This window comes from Paenibacillus motobuensis (assembly GCF_039521865.1).
GTDB lineage: Bacteria > Bacillota > Bacilli > Paenibacillales > Paenibacillaceae > Fontibacillus > Fontibacillus motobuensis.
Window position 1 is genome coordinate 26,022 of sequence record NZ_BAAACX010000004.1, and the last position, 23,288, is coordinate 49,309.

Below are 23,288 nucleotides of genomic sequence, written 5' to 3' on the forward strand. Positions count from 1 at the left end.
ATTCTACTCGGTCATTGTGGCTTTGGCATATCTTCGTATTTCTTTCTTAATGCTTGCTCAATCTCAACCGGAACCAGATCCCCAAGCTCACCTTTGAAGTAGGCAATTTCCTTGACTACGCTTGAGCTAAGATAAGAATATTTGGGGTTCGTCATCATAAAGATCGTCTCGACATTATGATTAAGTTGGTGATTCAATGAAGCGAGTTGTAACTCATATTCAAAATCCGTAACCGAGCGGATCCCTCTAACGATGACATCCGCTTTGCGATAATCCACATAATTAACGAGCAGATCACGGAAGCTGTCTACCTCAACATTAGGCAAATGGCCCGTTACTGAAGAGATTAGCTCTTTACGCTCCTCAACCGTAAAGAGCGGTTTCTTGCTCAGATTGTTCAACACAGCCACGATGAGCTTGTCAAACTGACGGGAAGCCCGCTGAATAATGTCCATATGTCCATTGGTAATAGGATCAAAGCTGCCAGGATATACGGCGATCCGCGGTGCTTTTTGCTGTTCCATAAGTACTGTTTTCCTCCTTATATGACGGGGGTGTCCTAGTCTGAACTTCTACGGCTCATACCTGTATATGGATACGGCAGTTTCTCCGTATTCCGCTTTGCGCAGCTCTGTAAAATTGCCGAAGCAGCTCGGATAGACATAGGAAGAATCATACTCCAACACAACCGTCGCGCGATCTTCAAGCAGCTTAAGCTCGTCCATCGCTTGCATCAGCTTTTCCCCAAACTTAAGCCGATACGGCGGATCAAGGAACACCAGCTCAAATGCTGCTTCGCGCTTAGCCAGCACCTTCAGTGCTCTTTCCGCATCATTCTTATAAACCTCTGCACGTTCCGCCAAGCCGGCGGTCTTCAAATTGGCACGTACAACTTCAACGCTCTTGTAATCGAGATCCACGAATACCGCCTTGTCCATACCGCGACTGAGCGCTTCAATTCCTAGTCCGCCCGTCCCCGCGAATAGATCAAGCACGGCACCGCCGTCAAAATACGGCCCGATCATGCTAAACACGGCTTCCTTCACTTTGTCTGTTGTCGGTCTTGTTCCCATCCCAGGAACTGCCTTCAGTGTCCTGCCCCGGGCACTGCCCGATATGACTCTCATGCTAGTTCACACACCCTTGCACAATGCCGCTCTATTAAAAGGTATTCAATAAGTCCACTGAAAACCGGACTGTTTGAACACAATCTATATAGAGCAATTATATAAATTTTCAGGCTTCAAAAAATGCCTGTCGATATCGTACCATAATCCTGCATAGAATGAAAAATGTAATTTCGAATTACTTTTTAAGGATATACATGTATAAATCGCCGAGGCCCGGGCAAACTTGAACTATCGACATCACCAAATGTCGTAGACAACCGCGGAGAAGACTTACGTTTCCCCATAAGCTCTTCGTCCGGTTTCTCCTCTCCCATGATTGGGGCCCTCGTAAGGGGGCCCTGACTTTTTTTATGTTAAATTATCACCTCCACGATCTCCTGCATATCATTGGCAGCTAGAATCTTTTCTCGTATTATGCAATGTTCCTATCAAGGGTAATTATCCAGTCCATTGTCCATACTTGCACACTAAAATCCCCCTGAAATGTGACTCATTACTGCCACTTCAGGGGGATTCTAATTAATACTTCGTTGTAGGCTCCGACACTAGCTTACATGTTAAACCAACGCAATTCGCCGCCCTTGAGCTCCAAATCGAAGCTCTTGCCATTAGCGTAAACTGTCGTGTTGCGCGGCTCGGCGGTATTATTGACAACGCAATACGTGCCTGTCTCAGGATAGACATGGATCTCCGTATGCGCATCTGAACTAAACCAATTGTGCAATTCGTTATCTTTACTGCATGACCATAATATTGCACGATGCAGCAAGCGAGCGTTCTCCGCACTATACGGTAATCCACCAATATAGACAGATCGACCATCAAAGTAATTATTAACTGCAAACTGCACTTCTTTATCATTGCAAGCTAAAATATCAGCGCTTGTTGCATATACATTTTTCTTGCCTTCACCAAAATTGATTTCACCATCCATATCGGCGGTAATAAAATGAGACGACTTCACGTCCCAATTGTATTTATCGTAGCCGAGGGTAAAGCCGCGCTCCAGTTCTACGCCAAGAGCATCGCCTAGTTGGAAGAAGCGACCTTGATGTTGAACAGCAGAAGGTTCGCCTACCCCGATAAAGCCGCCTCCGCGAGCAATAAATGCACGGATCTGCTCAACAATATACGGGTCCTTCCAGTTATCGCCGCCGGTATGCGCGGTGTCAGCGTCACCGATGTTAATGATGACGTCGATATCATTTAACAGTTGCGGCTGCTCACGAATGTCATCAAAGCTAATGAAGGATACATCGAATGGAGCACCACTTAAAATTTCAATAATGCCCGCATAGCTATAGTTTTGTTTCTGGTACAGTGCATGATGCACCATATGGCAGCCCCAAGAGCGCATTTTACCCCAGCAGTTCAGAACAGCGACTTTAGCAAGGCATAGCGGCTTCGTGCGAGCCTTTTCATATAAATCGCGGAATTCATCCGCAACTTTCGTTACATAATCCACAAAGTCCGGGAAGTCCAGCGCCAGCTTCAAGTAACCGCCATAACCAATACGATCTACAGGCTTACGCAAAATAGCTCGTCTTGCCGTTAACCAGTTCTCTTGAGCTTCTGCCGTTGGATTGCCGCCAGGATGGAACGTATCAGGGAAGAAGTATGGTAAGAAGCGCCCTTCCGTATATTTCACCCCAGGAATATCGCTAATTAGCCGCAGTGTCGAACCATTGCCCACGCTACCGACGACTGCATCTAGCCCGATGGATTTGAACTCATCCATATAAGGTTCCGTACCAATAAAGTGGTCACCTAAAAACATCATCGCTTCGCGACCTTCTTCATGGGTAATATCAACGAGCTCTTTCGCTAGCCCCGCCACCTCGCGGCGTTGGAAGGCCATAAAGTCCAAGTATTGTTTGGATGGAATCCGATACTGATTGTTGTAGTAACCCTCGTCAATAATATATTCCGGACGGAACTTATAACCAACTTCACGTTCGAACTGGTCGAGAATATACGGGCTGACGCTTGCGGAATAGCCGTACCAGTCCACGTATTTCTCCCGACGTAGTTCATCGAATATGAGCGTGAACTGGTGGAAGAACGTCGTGAATCGTACTACATTGACATAAGACTTTTCGCGCAAAAATTCACGCAGTCTGCCTTTAGAGTATTCCCGTGTCTTAGGCTGACGTACGTCAAACGTAATTTGTCGTTCGAAATCTTTCCAATCATTAACGACCGCATTGTACATATGAACAGGATCCCAAATCAGATAGGTTAAGAAGCTGACGCTATACTCATGATAAGGTGTCGTGTTATTAATAATTACACAGCCACTAGCTTCATCATAACTCCAGTAATTTGTCGGTACGACCTCGCCAGTGGTACGATCAATCACTTCCCACCAACGGTAGATATCATCACGGTTGTTTACAAGCAATAAATCTTCGCTAATCCCTTCCAATAACCGAATAGAGAGAGTCGCATCTGTAGCAGCCACAAATTTCGTAGAAATATAGCATTGCTGCACTTCGTCAGGGTTTGCTTTTGCCCAATTATTGTCTTTACGGGTCGTATAATAAGTAGCGTATATTTTCGCTCCACAATCTACTAACTCTTGCGGGAATGTTGTGCCGTCTGCATCGCGTACAGCATCAGCGCCCCATAGTTCCATCGTTTTCAGTGTTTCTCCTACGACATCAAGGTCGGTAGGGATTGTGAGACGCCCTCGATTTTGTTTGCTCTGATTCTGCTTGTGCATATGAGACATGCTCCTTCCAAAATAACTGATGGTTGCTTTCATCATACTTAGCAAGCCACAGAGAACCAAGGACGAATTATGACCTTCCACGAGTAAAATTTTGACCTTTCAAGCGAACGCAGATAATTACTCCATAATCGTATCCGGATTAGCAACGGTCTCGATTTTTTGCTCAATCTTCCCTTGACGTCCCAGATAATATTTCTCTATCGGCTTGAATTGCTCGTCCAGCGTGTACACGAGCGGTGTACCCGTCGGGATGTTCACATCCACAATCTGGTCTTTACTAAGCCGCTCCAAATATTTGATCAAGGCACGCAGACTGTTGCCGTGCGCTGCAATGATGACCTGCTTGCCTTGGATGATCTGCGGCTTGATCTCCCGCTCCCAATAGTCTTCAACGCGAACGACTGTCTCCTTGAGGCTCTCTGTCAACGGAAGCTCGGCATCGGTGAGCTCATTATATTTAGCGTCATGGCGAGGATAACGATCATCTTCCTTAGTTAGTGCAGGCGGCAGAACATCATAGCTTCTTCTCCAGAGCAGCACCTGTTCATCCCCGTATTTCTCCGCAGTATCCGACTTGCTGAGGCCTTGTAGCGCTCCATAATGACGTTCATTCAACTGCCACGTCTTATGAACCGGAATCCACAACAGCTCCATCTCATCCAAAATATGATAAAGCGTCTTAATCGCCCGTTTTAAGTAAGAAGTATAGGCAATATCGAATTTGAAATTTGCTGCTTTAAGCAATTTCCCAGCTTCTTCCGCTTCTTGCACGCCCTTCTCAGACAGCCCCACATCTGTCCATCCAGTAAACAGGTTGAACTTGTTCCACTCACTCTCTCCGTGTCTGACCAATACTAATTGATACATCGTTAACACTCCTTCCAATCATAATCTTTCAGCTATACTGCCGATCCGTCCGTTTCTACCATCTATTCCTGTAAATAACCTTTCTGGACCGCATCCCGGATCAGCCCGGTTACCAGCTCATGTAGAGAAGGTGCAATATCTGCTACACCGGATATACGATCCAACACCTGGGAGCTTCTAACGTTATGCTTCTTCCAGGATAAACCGCCTGTATAATAATTATGCAACAACGGTTGAATACGATCAATTGCCGCTGCATACTTCGCCTCCAGGCTCTGACGCTCCTCAAACTCAAGCCATAAAGATGTTAGCTCCTGCTTCTGATCTTCCGGCAGTAAGCCGAATATCCGCTCAGCTGCCTTCATCTCCCGCTCCTGTTTATCCTCATACCCGGCAGTATCATACGCAAATGTGTCGCCTGCATCAATTTCCACGATATCGTGAACGAGCAGCATGTTAAGTACTTTTGACAAATTCGGACGCGGCTCTGGCGTATGCTCCAGCAGAACCATGGCCATCATAGCCAAATGCCAGGTATGCTCGGCATCATTCTCTTGTCTCGATCCATCCATCAGTACCGTCTGCCGCAGTATATGCTTCAACTTATCTATTTCTTTAATAAATTTGATTTGCCTCTGAAGCCTATCACCTTGATTCATAGGATCTCCCCCTCTTCGCTCTAAATTTCTGCCTATCTACATTAATATCATGAATATGATATAATTGGTAATCATTATTAACGGATGGTGGGCCTACAAAATGAGTAAATTGTCCATATTACTGTTCTTTTTATTATCTTGGGTTACCGGAAACCCTCTAATTGCCATTATTATCATCCTCGCTGTTGTCTACTTTCTGGATCGACGTTATGTCGGCGTCATGCCCAGCATTGCCAAGCCATTCCGGCGCTCCGGCAAAATTAGAAAGCTGCGAACCCAGCTCGCATCCAGTCCGTTCGATGTCTCTTCCAAACGTGAGCTAGCCAGACTCCTGATCGAGTCGAAGAAATATGCCGAGGCTTATAAATTGCTTGAAGAGGCCAAGGAAGCCTCCGAGGATTCCGCAGAGTACTGGAGTGATCTTGGGGCTGCATCCATCGGATTACAGCAACTCCAGGACGGAGAGCAGCAAATACTGCAAGCACTCCGTCTGAATGAACGCGTTAAATACGGACAGCCCTATTTACAGCTGGCTACCGCCTTCAAGGATAAGGACCCGCAAAAAGCGCTGGACTATGCCTCGAAGTTCGGCGAAATCCAATCTTCCTCCAGTGAAGCTTATTATTTGCTTGGTTCCCTGTACCAATCGCTGGGTCGCAAGGACGAAGCAAGGCAAGCACTTGGGGAATCCATCTCCATTTACCGTTCGCTCCCGAAATATAAGAAACGGCATGAACGTGGATGGGCGCTGCGAAGCGCAATTAAGCGGAATTTTCTCTAAGTTAACTTAAGCCTACAGTAAAAGGACGACCACTCCCGCTAAAATTACGGAGTTGGCCGTCCTTTTTTTATTGAATACATCTCTAACGAGACTGATTATTGCTATGCATCAACACCGTGATCCGTAGACTTACCACGCCCTCGCAAGAACGGCCACCAATTCGCTTTGCCGAATATTCTAACAAATACCGGAATCAGGAACGGAAGCACCACCACAGCATACAGGAATAATCCTGTCAGAACGAGTGTTGATATCTGCAGCATCGACAGTACCCCTGACGGATACATCGATGCCATCGTACCGCCTAGAATAACGGCGGCCGACAAGATCACGGTCCCCATCTTCTTCATCGAATACACGATCGCCTCTGAGACATTCAAATCATTATGTTCATTGAAGCGGTCCATGAGAAAGATACTGTAGTCCACGCCAAGAGCTACCAGAATAACAAATCCGAAGAATGGCGTCGCCCAGCTCACACCAGAATATCCGAGGATATTAACGAAGATAATCTCGGTTAAACCGACCGATGCGAAGAACGTTAATACTAATGAAGCAATAATATAGATTGGCATCACTACAGAACGAAGTAGCAGAAGCAGCACAATAAAGATACCTGCAAGCATGAAAATAACAGTACGCGTATAATCCTCTCCAGAAATTGTCTTGAGGTCATTAAATGTGCTGGTTACACCGCCGATCGCAATCTCCGAATGCTCAAGCTTCGTTCCCACAACCACTTTGTCTACAGCGGTCTTCACCTGATCGATCTGATTGATTGCGTCGCTTCCATATGGATTGCTGGAGAAGACGACGTCCAATGTCATCACTTTGCGGTCTGCCGACAGATAAGTATCAAAGAGTTGATTTATCTCCTCATGATCCAATGCTTCCTGCGGTACATAATAACCGCTCAGGCCATTATCACTACCGCCAATCTCACTTAAATACTCCTTAGCTGTATCCAGGCCCCCGGTCACTTTACCCAATCCTTTTACACTCTGATCCAATCCGTCTGTAAGCTGTGTAATCTGACCAGAGAATTGCGAGAAGCCAGTTTGTATCTGCTCCTGGCCATTCTGGATTAGCGTCAGACCGCTCACGATCTCAGGCAGCTTTTTCACGATTTGACCTTGACCATTTCCTGCCTTATCCAGGCCCTGTTCAAGCTGTGACAATCCGGAAATAAACTGATCCAATCCGTCAGCCAATTGCTTACTTCCTGTGGCAGCCTCACTAAAACCTGAATTCGCCTGATCCAATCCTGCCTTCACTTGCTCAAGCTGACCTGTAGCATTTCCAAGACCGGCTGCAAGCTGCTCTAGGCCTTGACTGGATGCCGTAACTGTACCGCGTATCGTCAAATAATCCTTATCTCCAGCCAGCTCAGGATATTTCTGTTCCAGACTAGTGAATGAGGCGTCCAACTGCGAGAAGCCCTTCGTAATCTCACCCAATTGCTGCTGAATTTGATGATATCCATCGCCAAGTGAACCGAGTCCTCCAGCAATTGATTGATAGGATTGCAACAACTTGTCATTAGCCCCAGCCAGTTCCTCCGCGCTCTTCTTGAGCTGCTTCAACCCCTCTTTCAGACCGCCGGCCCCCTTGGAGCTGTCCATGACCCCCTTCTGAATCTCCGATAAGCCGTTCGACAGTGCGGAGATCCCGTTTTTCATTTCGGCGGTTCCCGCAACTAACTTACCGGTGCTCGCCGCAGCTTCCGCTAGCTTTGGCTCATTCTTATTCAGCTCATTACTCGCTTCAGCGAGCCCATTCTGAATCTTCGACAAGCCTTCAGTTCCTTCTCCAAGCCCGTCACCAACCGTTTTGACTTGATTTGTAATTTCAAAATCCTTCTGAATCTCACCTGTTGGACGACTTAAGCCGCGTACGCTGGCAACTCCATCGACCTCCATTACAGCGCGGCTGATCTTCTCAGCCAGCACCATATCCTCCGGATTGTCCATCGTCGTATCGCCCTTGATGACAATCGTCGTCGGTAAGGATTCACCAGGTTCGAAGCTGTCCGCAATAAGATTGTATGCCTTCACCGAATCATACTGCTCGCCGATCTCCTCCATACTGTCGTAGGATACGTTACCGCTGTGGGCGATGACAAGAGGAATCGTAATGACAGCAACAAATAGCGCTGCGGCCCACGGCTTCTTCACAGAGAAACCGCCAATGGCTCCCCAGAACCTGTTGTCCTTATGCTCAATAGATCCCTTCATTGGCCAGAACAGTCTTTTACCCAGTATGGACATAAAGAACGGTACAATAGTAACAAGTGCAAGTAGCATGACCGCTATGCCAATGGCTACAGCTACCGCCGAACGATAAAGCACGAATTTAGAGAAGCCGATCGCTGTGAACCCAACCAGTACAGCCAGCCCGGAGAAGAATACGGTCTTCCCTGCTTTGCGGTAGGTCTGGATAATAGCCTCATTGATGTTATCTGCAAGCTGCAGTTCTTCCTTGAAGCGACTGATCAGCAGAATACAGTAGTCCGTGCCGATCCCGAACATAATCGCAACCATAAAGATTTGTGAATATGTGGAGACTGGGAAGTTAAAGCGATCGATAAGGAACGCCAGAATAGATTGAGAGATCAGATAGCTGATCCCTACCGTCAGCAGCGGTATAAATGGAGCTGCTGCCGAACGGAAAACGATGAACAAAATAACTAGAATAAAGATAATTGTAAAATACTCCGATTTCTTAAGCCCTTGTTCCGAGCTCAGAATCACGTCATTATTAATCTGCTGCTCGCCTGTCAAGTAATGGTCTACCTTAAGCGTCGAGAGTTCGGTCCGAATATCCTGCTCAATTTCCGTCAATGGCCGCTTATCCATTTGGACGCTTAGTTGAGCGAGCAGCGTCTTGCCATCTACGGAGATCAATTTATCTTCTGCCTCCGGCATATCAAACGGGTCGACCATGGAACTGATCCCGATCTGGTCCATCGAAGAGCGCAAGCTGGACAGGGCATGTTCAATATCTTTCTTATCCTCTGCGGTAATTCCGCTGTCCCGATGGAAGACAACAGCCATATCGCTTAATTTACCGTCCCCTTCCTCTTCTGCTGCAGTATTCAATATGCGGGTGGCAAATTCAGATGAATACCCTTGGGGAACGACTATTTCACCTTTCTCCCGTACCAGATCCGTCATAGATGGCGCCGTCAAGACCAGTAGCACCGCTGCAGCGAGCCATAGTACCAAAAGCCCCCACTTTGCCTTTAAGATATACTTCATATTCCAGGATTCCCCTCCTCAACCAGCTTCGCTAATTTCTCGAATGGTTTAATAAAACTGTCAATTTCCTCTTTAGTAAAATGACCCATGTACGTAGACAGCATATCTATAATTGATCCTTGCATCTTGGAATAGAGCATTCTCCCCCGTTCAGTTAACGATAAATACACAACGCGCCGATCCTGAACGTCTCTCGTCCTCTCTATAATCCCCCTGTCTACCAACCTGGTAATAATGGCCGTTATTGAGCTTTTACCTACAGAAAAAGCATCAGCGAGCTCCGTAGATGTTCCGTTCTCATGCGTGGCGATGTAATCGATGATTTGATACTGATCAAGCGTAGCCTCATCCTGAATCATCTCTCCGATTTGTACATTCAGCTTTTTGAATAGTACGAAATATGCTGCCATGTAGCGTTCAACTAATTGCCGTAATTCATAGTTCTTCTCGTTCATCTCGTTCATATCATCCTCCGTTATTTTAGGTCATGCCCTAAACTGTTCTACACAAGAATAGTTCTTATATCGAATAGTTCTACAATAGAACTATTCGATATAAGAACTATATATCATGGCATCTGAAAAATCAACTCCCAATCATTCGTTATTCCCGTATCGGCTTGTATCCCTTCTGTTATACAAAAAAAGCACAGCCGACAGATCATTCTGTCGTCTATGCTTATTCTCGCAAGGATTTCTTTTATTCCTCTTCAGCATCAATTTCCACTTCATAAGTACAGCGGAATTGTTCCATACCCTCTTCGTTTGCGGGCAGGCCCGTAATCTGGAAGCCGATATTGCGGAAGAAATCTGCACCGTCCTCATCTGTAATCGTGATGATACGGCTAGGATTTTTCAACACAATCGTCTCTAAAATAATTCCGCGTCCATATCCTTTCAGGCGTTCCTGGGGATGAATGACTAGCTCTGCAATCACAAGCTGATTCTGCTCATCCATCGTAAAGCCGATGATCCCGATGAATTCCTCCTGGTCTTCAAATACGTACAACTCTTGTGAGCCCGAAGCTCGATACTGATCCATCACCTTGTCCACCTCGGACGGATTATAATAGAACGTATCTTCCAGTAGCTCGCGAACTTCATGATCCCAATGGCTGTCTGTCAAATTTATAAGCATCCTTCGGTCCTCCTCAACTACCTCTTCTCGATAACCTCGGTGCGTCCGTCTTCATATCCGACCACAACCGTATGGGCAATATCAACAAACAAACCATGCTCGACAACCCCGGTCATGGCCTTCAGCTCATGGCTAAGTTTACCTGGATCGGAGATGACGCCAAATGAAGCATCGGCAATGTAATTGCCATTATCGGTTACATAGAGTTCTCCGTCACGAGTTCGCATCTCAATAGGCACATTGTAGATTCGTTGCAATTGCCCGAAGGTCCACTCATAGCAGAACGGGACAATTTCAATCGGCAGCTTGAAGCTGCCAAGATGCGGTACCATTTTACTATGATCGGCAATAACGATGAAGCGCTCACTGTTGATGGCGACCAGCTTCTCACGCAGCAAAGCGCCGCCACCGCCCTTAGTCAGTGCCATGTTAGTGTCCACCTCATCTGCCCCATCGATAGCCAGATCAAGGCGCTCTACTTCCGCAGCGCGAATCAGCGGAATATTATATTTCTTCGCTAGTTCCTCTGAAGCGTTTGAAGTGGCAATTGCTTTTATTTTCAAACCTTGTGCTACGCGCTGTCCGATCTTCTCTATCGCATAATACGCCGTCGATCCGGTTCCCAGTCCGACGATCATTCCATCTTCTACCCATTCTGCTGCTCGGTACCCTGCTGCTTGCTTCGCGTTCATTGCGTATCCCTCCTAAATGGTATGAAGCTCTAAATATTTCACTTACATTCTCAAGCTCGGTTTCTTCCTGCTTCCTTATCCATGCTAACATGATTATGATGCTGGAATGGGCATTGAACGAACCGAGCGGCAAATATCATATGTAGCCTTGTCCTGTCAGGCGAATCAGCTTATATCATATCAAAAAACGACAAGAAAAACACTTCAGCATCCGTAAAAAAACTGCAAAAAGCAAAGAACGGCTAGCCTTCGCTTTGCTGTTCCGCAAGCTATAGGCCAACCGTTCTCCATATGTTGCTATTGCCCGATTGCCGCCTGTATTCCTTCCCAGGAAATATCATCGACAGCTTGTCCGTTCACAAACACGAATGGCGTTCCGTCTACGCCTTGCTTCTCTCCGATGAGAAGGTCGCGCTTGATGTTGGCGATATATGTTCGGTCATCCAAATCCCGTTCAAACTGCTCCAGGTCAACCCCAGAAATATTCTTTTTAATTAAATTCACAATAAACCTCTTGTTGGCCCAGGCTGTCTCCTTACTCCCCTGATTCTCCATCATGAGATCATAATAGGTCCAGAAATATTGCTGATCCTGTTGAAATAAAGTCTCGCCAGCGAGTGCAGCCAGGTTAGAGTCAGGAGCCAGGAATGGGAAATCGACATAATAATATACGGCTTTGCCTGTGTCTAAATATTCGCTCTTAAGCTTAGGGAAGATCTCTTGTGTCCATTGCTTGCAAGCCGGGCATTTGTAATCCGCGAATTCCACGATCTTCACAGCTGCTTCAGGATTCCCCACATAGGGCTGATTAGCCTCGTCAAAGCTATCGGGGACTTGTCCCGCCTCCACCTGCTCCAGATCCGGGAATTCGGCTTTTTGCGAGTTCTTCTCGTTGATGCGAATGAACACGAGTACAGCAACTAGCAGCACTGCTACACCGATTAATGCCCACAATCCCCATTTCTTACTTCTCATATTCTTCCTCCTAGGACACAAAATAGTAATATTTTGTGCTGATTGTATGAGTTTTGGAGGTAAATAACTAGGAGAAATGTCACATTTCATCAGCGTATATTACCATTATTTTGAAAACGTATTCTAATGCTGTGGACGCAAGGCTTCAGACAAGCCTCCCTTGCCTTCCTTCGATTCTGGTTTGACCATCACTAAGATCAGAATCATAGCCACCAGAGAAATGCCAGCAATCACGAAGAACAAGGTCATATGACCTGACTTGACGAGCAAGGACACTACCGGAGGCCCCAGCGACACTCCGATAAATCGCATACTGCTGTAGATGGAAGTAATCGTGCCACGCAGTTCCTTCTCAATCCCTTCGGTAATGAGCGCATCCGAGCTAGGCAGGACCATGCCGATCCCCGCGCCGCAAACGATGAGACAGGCGAGAACAAAATAGATATTGTTGAAAAAACCGACCCCGAATAGCGCCCCTGTAGACAGAAGGAGTCCGATTACACCGCACCATTTCATCAGCACTTTGTTCTTGCCAATCTTCTTGCCTGTGAAGTAAGAAGCGAGGCATAAGGATGCAAGCGGGATCGCCAGTACAAAGCCCTTGAGGACACCATCCAGGCCATGCCTCTTCTCTAATTGCTCCGACAAATAAAAAAGTACGGCAAATAGCAGAAACATCGAAATCCCGCCAATGATAAATATGGCATACAACCACCGTCCCTGCGTAGCGAAGACGCCCTTAACCGACTTCCAAAACTGCTTAAATGGCTTCGGTTTGCTCTTGCGCTCAGGCTCCTTGACCAGGAAGATCACGAGAAGTAAGGAACATAAGCATAGTACAGGAATGGCCAGAAAAGGCATATACCAAATCCATGCGCCCAGCAGTGCACCAAGAATCGGACTAAGCACCTTGCCAAATGTGTTGGAAGTCTCGATAATACCTAGGCTTTTGCTGACCTCCTTATCATCGTCAAACATGTCCCCAACAAGCGGCAGAACGGTTGGAAATGCCCCCGCTGCCCCGATCCCCTGCAGAAACCTGCCGGCAATAATAATCCAGTACAGCATCATTCCATTAGCAAACCAGGGGGCTGCGCCGCAGACCCCTCCGCCAATCCCTGCTATGATGAGACTCGGAATAATCACTGCCTTGCGCCCGACCTTATCCGACAAGTAACCTGCAATCGGAATCAGTAAGATGGCCACAACGGCATAAACCGTGATTAACATACTGACTTGAAATGAAGAAATATGCAATTCTCGCGAAATCTGTGGCAATATCGGGATCAGCATGGAGTTGCCCAAAGTCATGATTAGCGGAATGGACGCCAACGCCGCCAGATCCCCCTTCTTGTTACCCATCATTCGGACACCCTTTCCATTCATGTAAACAACAATCATGGTTAGTGTGGAGAATATTCCACAAAATATTCCGAATGCATTTGTTACCTTATTTTCTTACAAAGGATTGTGTATCCGTCTCCGTAATAAATCGACTTGGATCACCTGCCGAGTATACATGCAGTAAATGCATAGCCCTTGTACAAGCAGTGTAGAACAGCTTGCGCTCCGATTCGCGGGTATACTTATCGTTCGAGCCATCGAAAATAAGCACGGCGTCGAATTCCACTCCCTTAGCTAGATAAGCCGGGATAATGTGTACCCCCTTCTCGAAAGAAAGCGTCGTTTTCTTAATTAGTCTGGCCTCCAGATCCTTGGCAAGATGTTCGTGAACTTCTTTGCTCTCCTCCGCCGTCTTGCAAATGACAGCAATCGATTCATAGCCCTCATTCCGCAGTACTGCAACATCCTGCTTGATCTGTGCGTATAGATCATCCTGACCTTGTACAACAATCACTTCAGGTTTCTCGCCAGCACGATTGAACGGAATGATCGCCTCTCCTCCCGGCAGCATACCGCGCGTAAACTCAACGATCTCCCTGGTCGAGCGGTAGCTCTGCTGCAATACGATCTGCTCGCTGTTATCCGATCCATATAAATCGGTCAGCACAGACGACTGCTGTAGTACTGAGGAATGAGCATAAATTGCCTGATTGAGATCACCGAGAGCTGTCATCCGTGCACGTGGGAACAATCTCTTCAGGAAGAATAATTGAAATGGTGAATAATCCTGAGCCTCGTCAATAATGACATGACGGATCGCGTGGTTGGAGTGGAAGCCCAGGATCATCTCTTTCAGATAGAGGAATGGCGTAATGTCCTCATAGAATAACTCTCCGGCCTTGATCTTAGAAATGGTGCGCCCGCAAATGAGAGACCAGTCCTCTGGCAAAGCATCCATATGAACCTCCCCTGCGATCTCCGACTGCTCGAATAATTGACAATACAGCTTGGTTACGTCGACAAAGCGCAGCGATTTGATCCATTTACGCAGCGGCTTCAGACGTTCGCTGACAACCATTTTTCCCAGGATGGTTCTCTCTTCTTCATATTCGCTGAATTGACTATTGCTCTTCTGTTGTTGACGGCGCATCCGCTGGTAAGCGCGCTGATAATCCTCGGTATCAAGAAGCTGGATTTGCTCATCAACCCAAGGCTGGTTAACCTCCTCCTTACCGAAGGCGGCAATCTCCTTAAGCAGCCATTCCTTAAGCAGTTCACAACGATTGGCCAGGGTTATCGCCGGGTCATATGCATAGAAGCGTTCCGAGATAGCCTCGGCCCCAACGACTTCCCGTCCCATAAAGCGCAGCGGTTTGAATTTCATGCCCTTCTTCTCAAGCAGCGCTTTGTATCTGCCAACCGCCTCGAAGAACAGAAGTGAGGACTTGTAGCGAATTCCGTTCATACGGGCCTGATAAGATTCATCCTCTTCGCCGGATAATACATATTCAATCTGGACGAACGGGTCCTCCAGCTGGAATTCCCTGCCAAGACGTCGCTCCAGATACTCCTGGAATGTCGTCTGCAGCATATTCTCTTCCCCGAGTTCCGGCAATACCGTGGATACATAGCTATTGAACATCGGATTTGGAGAGAACAGGATCATCTGGTCGGCACGAAGCGTGTCACGATGTTTGTATAGCAAATAGGCCACACGCTGCAGTGCAGCTGAAGTCTTACCGCTGCCTGCCGCACCTTGGACAATCAGCATACGTGAAGTATCATTGCGGATGATGCGGTTCTGCTCCTTCTGGATCGTTGCCACAATACTCTTCATCTGCGCATCTGAGCTTCTCCCGAGCACTTGCTGCAGCAATTCATCGCCAATCGTCACACCAGTATCGAACATCACCTTCAAGTCGCGCCCGCGGATGACGAACTGCCGTTTGAGCGTCATCTCTCCTTCGATCTTGCCGGAAGGCGTCTCGTATGAGGCCGGGCCAGGGACGCTATCGTAATATAAATTCGAAATCGGTGCACGCCAGTCATAAATCAGAAATGTCTCATCATCTTCTTCAAGCAACGAAGCTATCCCTAGATAAATTGCTTCGCCATTTTCTCCTTGTTCGGCGAAGTCGATGCGTCCAAAATAAGGTGATTGCTGCAGACGTCTAAGCTTCACGAGCGAATTATAGGCAAGCTGGTGGCGCTTCTCACGTTCGGACAACACTTCGGATTGTTGTCTTAAACTGGTTGAAGTCTCCCCTACATCATCCGCCTCGCTGAAGTTGACCGTAACCTCATCCCAAAAGTCCTTCCGCATAGATACGACATCACCACGAATGGTACCAACTTCTGATTCCAGGCGAGAGATACGCGTTTCGATCTGATCCTCAACATATTCTACCCGTCGCTGCTCCGCCTGTCGCTCCTTGTCATGATTACTCAAAATAGTCGCCCCTTTGTGAATTAATACAAAGCTATAACTTACTCAAGACACACCTAAAAAAATCTATTGACAAACACAATTCAATGTGGTAAAATCAAGTTGATCAATATTTGTTCTCTTATTCCAAATTAGGACCGTTCTTAATTGTAACACTGATATGTCGCAAATTCAATCTTATGTTCTTTTTTAGATAGGAGCCCTGTCCATTTGCATTACCGTTACCGGTTCAAGCAAATAGCAGGACTTTTTTTAGTTTGTTCGACTCTTCTTACCATTTCAAAACAAGAAGCCCCCTGACATACCACTTGACTACAGGGTATATTAGGGGGCTTCATTCCTAGTTAGTGATGTAAGTTATACGAATACTACTTTATGATACTAATCGTTTTTGTAGTATTATCGAAGATTACATCTGCGCCAAAATACTCGGCAATGAAACGTAGTGGGAGCATGGTGCGTCCCTTAACAAGCACGGCTGCTGCGTCCATTTCCAGCTCAAGTTCTCCGATCTTCATGGACAGGATCTGATCATCTAAGGTAATCGTTACGGTTTTTGTGATGTTATCCCAGCTTACATCAGCGCCTAAGCTCTCAGCAATAAGACGCAGCGGCACCATAGTTCTGCCTTTAACTACCATCGGTGCAACGTTCATACTCGATTGGATTCCGTTCAATGTATAGTCTGTCTTACCAAGGGTAAGTTTCAATTCAACAGGTTCAGACTTGGTTGTGACGAAGGCATAACCTAACCCTTTTGCTGTGAAGGTGAATTTACCAGACTTACGATCATAGTTGCCACCTAAACGTTCCTTGTGACCGTCTGCGAGAAGCATGATGCCGCAAAGCTTGCTAATATCGCTAGATTGCAGTTGCTCCTGGGACAGATCGAAGGTTACTGGAATAATCCCTGTATAATCCGTTATTACCTGGTCATCGACAAAGATTTTTATATCGTATCCCCGTCCCAGGCTACCATTTCCCTCGTCTACTGCCTTAATGGCAATCCTCATCCTCTTGCCTGTATTCAGTTGCTTCAATAAATCAGAAGACAATTCAATTGAAACGGTGCCATTCAAAACGATTAACGGTTTATCAGCTTTTATAATGGAATCAATCGTACCGCTGTGAAGTTCAAGCTCATCCGTTTCAGGTGACATTGTGAGTAGAAGGGAATTCCCTTGCTTCAACTGCTCTTTGATGGCGTTATCAATACGATCCACGGCCGGTGTCGTGTTGCGGCTGTCCCCTGAATTTCCACCATTTCCTTGATTACTGTTATTGTTGTTATTGCCGTTATTGTTTTCATTGCCATTATTTCCACCGTTGCCATTGCCCGCAATAACGATAGTCAACTCTCTCATATCTATACCGATCTTATTGGAGGCCATTACAGTGAATTTGTAAGTTCCCGCTTGAGTTGGAGTACCCCAAATAACACCCGTTGTTTCTGCTAATTTCAGCCCAAATGGTAAATAACCATCGTCCACCGTCCAAGTAACTGGAGCATCTCCATTTGCTGTAAGCGCCGCTTGATAGCTCTGATTTACTTTGCCGGTTTTCAAAGTTATGGTTGTAATCGTTGGCGCTATACCGACTGGGGCATCCTCTGTAATCTCTATACCTAGTAATTGCTCATCGCTATCATAATCATTCGTAGCTGCAACAGTGAATTCGTAATTTCCCGCCTCTTGAGGCGTACCCGCGATCATGCCCGTTGCTTCATCTAGATTCAAACCTACTGGCAAGTCTCCTTCACGGACCTCCCAAGTAATCGGATCACTACCATACACCGCCAGTGTGACCGTATATACTTGGCCAACTTTACCACTTGGCAGATTCTTGGTAATAATCTCTGGGGCAGTGCTCTCGGGTACATCTTGAGTGATTACTATGCTTAATGTCTTTGAGTCGCTGCCTGCATCATTGTTTGCTTGAACTTTGAATGTAAATTGTCCCCTCTGTTCTGGTGTGCCAGAAATAATACCTGTCTCCTCGTCCAAGCTCAAGCCCGTTGGCAATTCACCATCTGTAACCGCCCATTTGATTGGCGTATCACCTGCTGCGATCAGAGCTGCTGAATAGGTTTGTCCAACATGGCCATTCTCAAGTAAATCCGTCAAAATCGTTGGCGCGGTACCTTGTTCATCTTCAATCCATTTTGCATATAATACGGTATCGCTTGTTACAAGATCAGTAGCGAAATCCCACGCGTTGTTTAACTCTGCATCCCGGTACCAGCCGCCGAACACGGCGTCACCTTTTGTCGGGGCTATCGGCTCGGTAATGGTACCGCCCCTGTCAGCGAACATCATCGCCACTTCACTGCCTCCGCCCGAATCAAAAGCTACGGCATAAGGGTTGTGTACACCGATCGATAGGCTCCTGCCAACTAGTGGATTGCCGAAGAAGTCTGTTCTCTCAGTCATATGAGGCAGAGCATTCACACGATCAACAAAGGGGCTTACCACTTCGACACCCGCACCATAGGCCAGGTTATTACCATCAGCAAGACGGAAGCCGCTCATTGCGCTGTAATCAAGCGTTGCGGCAGCGGTTCCGCTGTTGGCAACCCAATGCTGCGGCGCTGACTTATAATCATTTAATATTGAATTCAGTTCCTCCTCCGTGACATAGCGATTGTCCGCTGCTGTTACACCTGCGCCAAGATACCCGCCCCCACCTGCATTCAGGCTGCCAAACAGATTTGCTGGATAAACTATGTTGTTCGTAAACCGTCCGGCAATAAATGGAGCAGAGGTTCCTCCGCCTTTCAGGCCGATATTGCTGTTAGCCCCCGTATAGGCAAAAATATTATTTTGGAAATAAATATGCAAATTCGTGGCGGTTGGATCAAATACTAGCGAGCTGCTATTTTTCAAGGGGGACACGATGACATTGTTATAGAATAATCCGCTTGACTCTTCGCTAGTAGAAGAACCCCCCGCAAGTAATAGAAGACTGTTGTAGCTTTTGTTAAAATCCGGGCTGCGTCCGTCGTTCACGCTGACATTATAACGAATAACGTTGCCCTTGGCAGCATTCATCTGCAAATACCAGCCGCCGTAGTTATTTCGGCTATAGTTGTATTCATAGACATTATCTTGGCAGTAATTATCAATATCCCAAGCCATACCATCATTACTTGCATGATAAGGATTATCTACAGATTCGTTATAGCGGAAGATCGTGCCTTTACTTGCCATAATCCACGCTGCGGCATAGTTCTGCGAACCCAGATATGTTGGTGACGTATTATTGGGTCCCCAGTTCGATACCAGATTACCGCTCTTATCGCTCAAATAGCTATATCCGCAGTCTGTGACCACATTCCGTTCCACCAGGGAGTTGTTCCCGCCGGACATGACAATACCATCTCCAACCGAACTAGAAACCCAGTTATTTCTAAACACAGCGTTAGATGCCCAAGGATAGCTTGAGTTGCTCCAGGTGATGCCTGTGTTATTATTCCCTGGACTGCTTGGCCCGTAGGCATTGTTGCGAATCCCTTCGTTATCGCAGCGAAGGGTCTTGTTGCCTTCAACCAATACATCCACATAACCATTAATAATAATGCCGCCGGATACCTTGCTTGCTCCGTTTGCCTGGTGCAGCCCATTCACATCATGAACATAGTTATCGCGAATGACGATTCCTTTCATACGGGCATCCGCATAATCCTGAATATTAAACTGGCCTTGTCCCAACTTGGAAATGCGCGACATTACAGCGATACCGGAACGGCCGTCACCTGCTGTATTCCCGATGTTCGTTACTTCAATACCGCTGACCACCCAATAATTAACGTCATACAACTCAATGGCTCCGTTAACGGAAATTCCTGATGGGCTTGATGCTGTTCCTCCACCATTAATAATCGGCCGTTGGTTAGGATCGGTCGTATTATATTTAGTAAGCGTAATCGGATTCCCTTCTTCACCGTTGCCGCGCAGCCTGATTTGTTCATTCCATATACTGTTTGCATCCAAATAAATAGTAGAACCCGGTAAAAACACATATTCATTTATTTTCGAGATTGATCTCCATGCTGTCTCCGGTGTTCGTCCATCGGCATGATCATCACCGTTATTGGAGAAATAAAAATCACGAACTTCACGAGGTGTAATGCTCAACTCGAATGTGATTTCAGCAGGGTTCAAGTCAAGTCTAATGATATATTTTCCTGGCACAATGTTGTTTCTTGCAAACGCATCCTTTTTAATCGTCAACACATTGCCATTGACCGTATAATCCACTGCTCGCTCAAGGGTCACATCTCCAATTTTTACACCCGCTAGATCTGCTAGATCAGGGTTTACAGCAACTTTATAGTCATCCAGACCAATAACATAGGTGCTGTTCTCTGAGTGAGTGTATACTTTAGGCAAGAGCTTTAATGTAACCGATGCGGTTGTCGTCCGGGCTGTCACATCACTATCCATAACATATACGTCATCAATAAAATGCTTGTTCTGCATATCCTTGATCGTTCCGGCTTTATTGCCCCAATTCGTAGCAAGCTGCAAAGCATTTATATTTTTTATACTGCTCGCTACACCTGTATCGAATGGGCCACCTTCTACTGTTTGTCTTTGAATTACTTTTCCATCAATTTTATAGGTTGTTCCCGCCCATGTGATGAACCACTGGAATTTATGCCAGCCTTTACTACGCTTGGCGTCTACGGGATAGAATCTTCCGCCTGATCCGAACCTGACGGAATAATAGGTCATGTTCTCCGTCCAATTGCCATCCGCATTGCCATAATTAATTACGATATGCTCATTGGCCGACGGAGTGAAGCCAAATACTGCGTGATCACCGGAGGCCACTCCTCCATCATCGTAGTACCAGGCAGTAACGACCGTTGTCTTCCCTTCAGAAGGGGCATAATTATAGGTACCTGGGACAGTAGCCACGTCGCCAGTACCACTCGTTGTCGCTGCCTTTGCTCCGGTGCGGGACATCAAGCCGCTTTGAACGTACCCATTCGCACCAGTTGTAAATTTCTTATCCCCTTCAAATCCATCGTAAAACATCATGTCAGCCTTATGGAAATAATCAACGCTGACATTAACGGTGACCTCTTCGTTCTCTTTCGGAACATAGCCTTTCTTAACCGTAACGAATCCGGCATCATCCACTTCAATTTTATCTTTGTCTTGATCTGCCGGACTGAAGCTGATGTTATCAGCAACGAAGACATCGGCCGTATCAACGATTAGCCGCGCACTCTCTCCTGCCCGCAAAGTTTCATTCTGACGTACTAGCGCAATATTGGCTGAATAGGCTGCACTCTCCTCTGATTCAACAGAATCCAGGAAGCGTGTAGTTGCGCTGCCAATCGCCTTAACTTTAAACGTATCATTTAAGCTCGGAGATAGAGCCACATCATTTCCTGTCGCGGCAATAGGGCTTCCATTAGGCACTCCGTTGCTGACGAGCTGAACCGAATACGCAGACGCGTTAGCGACGCTATCCCAGATAGCATAGGTACCGTTCCACTTAACATTTACCGGTACAGATAAGTTCTCGATCGTCAATGTTCCGGATGCTTCAACTTCTTCACTGATATTTCCTTCCGCATTTATAACAATGGCTGTAACGGTGTAGTTGCCCGCCCCCATTGCCCTTGCATAGGGTAGAACATGATGCCTTTCATGATTGTTAAGCTGATCGGGCCCCCCATTTTTAGATAAATAATATCCAACGGGTCCACCGTCTTTGAACAGTGTTACAAGGGTATCACCGTAATTGGATCCGCCTGTATAAATACCTGTGTCCGGGTCTAGCGCCGGGTTAATTGGTGCATTCACCTGTGTATTTGTGTTAATCAACAACGGTGCAGCGTGGGACTTCACCACAACTCCCTCAGACGAAGATACTTGGCAATAATAAAACTTACCTTGCTGTACAGTTGAGTTAACATTTGGCAGCGTTAATACCGCATTATCGCCTCCCACAACTTCCGTCCCATTCAAACCTGTCTCGTCATTAGACACATACCATTGGTATGATGCTGCAGCAGCTGTTACGGTAACGCTAAAGGTTGCCGTCTCGCCTTGATTCACTTTTGCCGCTGTTGGCTGAGAGATAATTTCCAAATCTGACAATCCACCTGGTGGTATTAAATTCAATGTGAGCGTCCTTGTACCTGTAACTGTAGCAACGTCTTTGACAACGTAAAAATCGTCAATAAGATGCTTGTTATTAATATAAGAATTGTTACCTGATTGGTTATTCCACCCTCCAGCTATTTTAGGTTGAATGGTTGTACCGCTCTTCATCGCTTTGTAAATATCATACTGTGCTGATTCGGATATTATATTACCGTCAATTTCCAAGGTCGCACCATTCGGTGTAATAAGCCACTCAAATTTATGCCAGCCTGTGGAGCGTTCGACTCCGCTGTCTTTCCAACGTTTCGCTGCTGATCCGGCTGTTGATGGTGCATAGGCCCAAGTATATTTCGTCGGGTTATGAATAACGTCAGCCTGTGAACTTTGATAGAATGTCCCGGCATAGGCGGCATTTTTGCCATCCAGAATTCCAAATTGGGTTCTGGCAGTCGCTGTTTTTTCCTCATCCGGATAAGGGTCGTAATACCATGCCGTCATTTTATAATTGCTTCCGGCAGGCAAAGCCACGTCTTGGTTTACATTTTCAGTATTGGTTGTACTCGCAGGTGTAATCGCTTTCAAACCGGAACGAGACTGAGTATCGGATAATGCAAATGACGATCCTAGCTTGCTCGTTGACGACAGCGGACCATTGTTGTTCTCGAAGTCCTCCATGAACAACACATCTGAGTCATGGTAATAACTCGTTGTGGCTGTTATCGTTACAGGAATGCCCGGATCACCCGGCGCCGCGAATGTATAACCGCTAGCTAATGTCACGTTTCCGTTATCATCAACAGTTAGCAAGGTCGAATTGCTTGAGTCATAACTAAACTCATCAATTACCGGTCCTTTGACAAGATTGCTTAATGGTGCACCTTTATAAGTAAGGTTTACTCTACCTGCATGATCTGTCCCTTGTGTCAGTTCTAGTACAACAGAGTCAAATGATTCTACTGATCCTTCTGCAGCTGAAACTCCAGAGGTAGGCACCAAGCCGAGCAGACCAGAGAATGTCAAAGTTACTGCAGTAACTATTGATAGTGCCTTTTGCCTCCATTTTGATCGTCTCATTTGGCAATCTCCCTTTCTTAAATTTAATATTTATATAATCAATCCGCATCTATGATTACAAAATAATAGACACAGA

General features: G+C 46.4%; 14 protein-coding genes. 1 reads left to right on the plus strand and 13 read right to left on the minus strand.

Features of this window, described 5'->3' with window-relative positions; translation table 11 throughout:
• Positions 1-11 precede the first annotated feature (11 nt).
• The 5 genes from coaD to ABD014_RS01495 form a co-directional block, all read right to left on the minus strand.
• Positions 12-524: a pantetheine-phosphate adenylyltransferase gene (gene coaD, locus ABD014_RS01475; protein WP_343856601.1), complete on the minus strand. Its 513-nt coding sequence runs from the start codon at positions 522-524 to the stop codon at positions 12-14.
• A gap of 48 nt (positions 525-572) precedes the next feature.
• Positions 573-1,127, minus strand: coding sequence for a 16S rRNA (guanine(966)-N(2))-methyltransferase RsmD (gene rsmD / locus ABD014_RS01480; RefSeq protein WP_343856604.1), 555 nt, complete (start codon positions 1,125-1,127; stop codon positions 573-575).
• A gap of 553 nt (positions 1,128-1,680) precedes the next feature.
• Positions 1,681-3,852 (minus strand): 1,3-beta-galactosyl-N-acetylhexosamine phosphorylase, encoded by a 2,172-nt coding sequence (gene gnpA, locus ABD014_RS01485; protein WP_343856606.1) that lies wholly within the window; start codon positions 3,850-3,852, stop codon positions 1,681-1,683.
• A gap of 126 nt (positions 3,853-3,978) precedes the next feature.
• The gene (gene gpmA / locus ABD014_RS01490) at positions 3,979-4,728 is read right to left on the minus strand and encodes a 2,3-diphosphoglycerate-dependent phosphoglycerate mutase (protein ID WP_343856610.1); all 750 of its coding nucleotides are present in this window, start codon (positions 4,726-4,728) and stop codon (positions 3,979-3,981) included.
• Between the two features lie 62 nt (positions 4,729-4,790).
• A complete protein-coding gene (locus ABD014_RS01495) occupies positions 4,791-5,387 on the minus strand; it encodes an HD domain-containing protein (protein ID WP_343856613.1) in 597 nt (198 codons plus the stop codon).
• A gap of 100 nt (positions 5,388-5,487) precedes the next feature.
• Here ABD014_RS01495 and ABD014_RS01500 point away from each other — a divergent pair, with 100 nt between their 5' ends.
• A complete protein-coding gene (locus ABD014_RS01500) occupies positions 5,488-6,168 on the plus strand; it encodes a tetratricopeptide repeat protein (protein ID WP_343856615.1) in 681 nt (226 codons plus the stop codon).
• Positions 6,169-6,269: 101 nt separating this feature from the next.
• Here the strand turns inward: ABD014_RS01500 and ABD014_RS01505 are convergent, their stop codons facing one another.
• The 8 genes from ABD014_RS01505 to ABD014_RS01540 form a co-directional block, all read right to left on the minus strand.
• Positions 6,270-9,425, minus strand: a complete 3,156-nt coding sequence (locus tag ABD014_RS01505; RefSeq protein WP_343856617.1) for an MMPL family transporter — start codon at positions 9,423-9,425, stop codon at positions 6,270-6,272.
• Positions 9,422-9,889, minus strand: coding sequence for a MarR family winged helix-turn-helix transcriptional regulator (locus ABD014_RS01510; RefSeq protein ID WP_343856618.1), 468 nt, complete (start codon positions 9,887-9,889; stop codon positions 9,422-9,424). The genes ABD014_RS01505 and ABD014_RS01510 overlap by 4 nt, the downstream gene beginning before the upstream one ends.
• A gap of 235 nt (positions 9,890-10,124) precedes the next feature.
• Positions 10,125-10,562 carry a GNAT family N-acetyltransferase gene (locus ABD014_RS01515; RefSeq protein WP_343856620.1) on the minus strand — a complete coding sequence of 146 codons (438 nt, stop codon included), beginning with the start codon at positions 10,560-10,562 and terminating at the stop codon, positions 10,125-10,127.
• A 17-nt stretch (positions 10,563-10,579) separates the two neighbouring features.
• On the minus strand, positions 10,580-11,254 hold the full coding sequence (gene rpiA / locus ABD014_RS01520; RefSeq protein ID WP_343856623.1) for a ribose-5-phosphate isomerase RpiA: 675 nt from the start codon (positions 11,252-11,254) through the stop codon (positions 10,580-10,582).
• 297 nt (positions 11,255-11,551) lie between these two features.
• Positions 11,552-12,229, minus strand: coding sequence for a DsbA family protein (locus ABD014_RS01525; protein WP_343856626.1), 678 nt, complete (start codon positions 12,227-12,229; stop codon positions 11,552-11,554).
• Positions 12,230-12,352: 123 nt separating this feature from the next.
• Entirely contained in the window at positions 12,353-13,591 is a 1,239-nt protein-coding gene (bcbE, locus tag ABD014_RS01530) for a bacillibactin exporter BcbE (protein ID WP_343857319.1), read from the minus strand.
• A gap of 88 nt (positions 13,592-13,679) precedes the next feature.
• Complete coding sequence (helD, locus tag ABD014_RS01535) at positions 13,680-16,022, minus strand: RNA polymerase recycling motor HelD (protein ID WP_343856628.1); 2,343 nt, start codon at positions 16,020-16,022, stop codon at positions 13,680-13,682.
• A 365-nt stretch (positions 16,023-16,387) separates the two neighbouring features.
• Positions 16,388-23,212, minus strand: coding sequence for a stalk domain-containing protein (locus ABD014_RS01540; protein WP_343856630.1), 6,825 nt, complete (start codon positions 23,210-23,212; stop codon positions 16,388-16,390).
• Positions 23,213-23,288 lie beyond the last annotated feature (76 nt).

Excerpts from the sequence above, each read along its gene's own strand:
- coaD (WP_343856601.1), bottom strand. The coding sequence starts at position 524 with ATGGAACAGCAAAAAGCACCGCGGATCGCCGTATATCCTGGCAGCTTT.
- rsmD (WP_343856604.1), bottom strand. The coding sequence starts at position 1,127 with ATGAGAGTCATATCGGGCAGTGCCCGGGGCAGGACACTGAAGGCAGTT.
- gnpA (WP_343856606.1), bottom strand. The coding sequence starts at position 3,852 with ATGCACAAGCAGAATCAGAGCAAACAAAATCGAGGGCGTCTCACAATC.
- gpmA (WP_343856610.1), bottom strand. The coding sequence starts at position 4,728 with ATGTATCAATTAGTATTGGTCAGACACGGAGAGAGTGAGTGGAACAAG.
- ABD014_RS01495 (WP_343856613.1), bottom strand. The coding sequence starts at position 5,387 with ATGAATCAAGGTGATAGGCTTCAGAGGCAAATCAAATTTATTAAAGAA.
- ABD014_RS01500 (WP_343856615.1), top strand. The coding sequence starts at position 5,488 with ATGAGTAAATTGTCCATATTACTGTTCTTTTTATTATCTTGGGTTACC.
- ABD014_RS01505 (WP_343856617.1), bottom strand. The coding sequence starts at position 9,425 with ATGAAGTATATCTTAAAGGCAAAGTGGGGGCTTTTGGTACTATGGCTC.
- ABD014_RS01510 (WP_343856618.1), bottom strand. The coding sequence starts at position 9,889 with ATGAACGAGATGAACGAGAAGAACTATGAATTACGGCAATTAGTTGAA.
- ABD014_RS01515 (WP_343856620.1), bottom strand. The coding sequence starts at position 10,562 with ATGCTTATAAATTTGACAGACAGCCATTGGGATCATGAAGTTCGCGAG.
- rpiA (WP_343856623.1), bottom strand. The coding sequence starts at position 11,254 with ATGAACGCGAAGCAAGCAGCAGGGTACCGAGCAGCAGAATGGGTAGAA.
- ABD014_RS01525 (WP_343856626.1), bottom strand. The coding sequence starts at position 12,229 with ATGAGAAGTAAGAAATGGGGATTGTGGGCATTAATCGGTGTAGCAGTG.
- bcbE (WP_343857319.1), bottom strand. The coding sequence starts at position 13,591 with ATGGGTAACAAGAAGGGGGATCTGGCGGCGTTGGCGTCCATTCCGCTA.
- ABD014_RS01540 (WP_343856630.1), bottom strand. The coding sequence starts at position 23,212 with ATGAGACGATCAAAATGGAGGCAAAAGGCACTATCAATAGTTACTGCA.